The following is a 650-nucleotide window of genomic DNA, read 5'->3' on the forward strand; positions in this document are numbered from 1 at the left end:
CGGGGCGCGGGCGTTGTTGGAGTTGCTGGCCAGGCAGGTGGCGGGGCCGCGGTTGGACACGCATGTTGAGGCCGCCAAGCCTGTGTTGCTGAGCAGTTCGGCAACGCCGGTCAAGGCGGTACCGGTGGTGCCGTTGAAGGCGGGCGACACGCTGGTTTCGAACCCGGTGCCGGTGGTTCGCAACAAGACCCGACAGACCGTGTTGGTCCGTCAGGAACACGTCGATGATGTGCCTGCCGTGGCGTCGAATCCAAAAGGAGATGCGGCGGCGCCAGCGGACAAGACGGTCACCAACGGCTGCCCGGTGTCGATGGTCACCGGCGAGGAATTATTGACCCTCACTGATGGTGCGCTGGACGGTGTTTTGCCGTTTGAGTGGACGCGGTTGTATCGCACCAGTGCGGTGGAACTGGATTGCGGGTTGGGGTTTGGCTGGAGCCATGCGCTGGCGCACAGGCTTTGTGTGTCGGGCGATTCGGTGGTGTGGATCGACCATGAGAACCGCTCGACCACCCTGCCCTTGCCTACAGCGGCTCGACCCGCGATCACCAATAGTCTTGCCGAAGCGGCAATCTACTTGGGCTCGGCTCCTGATGAACTGGTGCTGGCCCAGGCGTCGCGGTTCTATCACTTTCGCGACGGTGTACTGA

At 63.1% G+C, this 650-nt stretch carries 1 protein-coding gene; it reads left to right on the plus strand.

Annotated features, from left to right (window positions below):
* A partial coding sequence (locus E4O97_RS20035) for a DUF6531 domain-containing protein (RefSeq protein WP_248162028.1) occupies positions 1-650 on the plus strand: 650 nt, incomplete at both ends.

Source organism: Pseudomonas sp. W15Feb34, from assembly GCF_023127765.1.
GTDB classification, from domain to species: domain Bacteria; phylum Pseudomonadota; class Gammaproteobacteria; order Pseudomonadales; family Pseudomonadaceae; genus Aquipseudomonas; species Aquipseudomonas synxantha_A.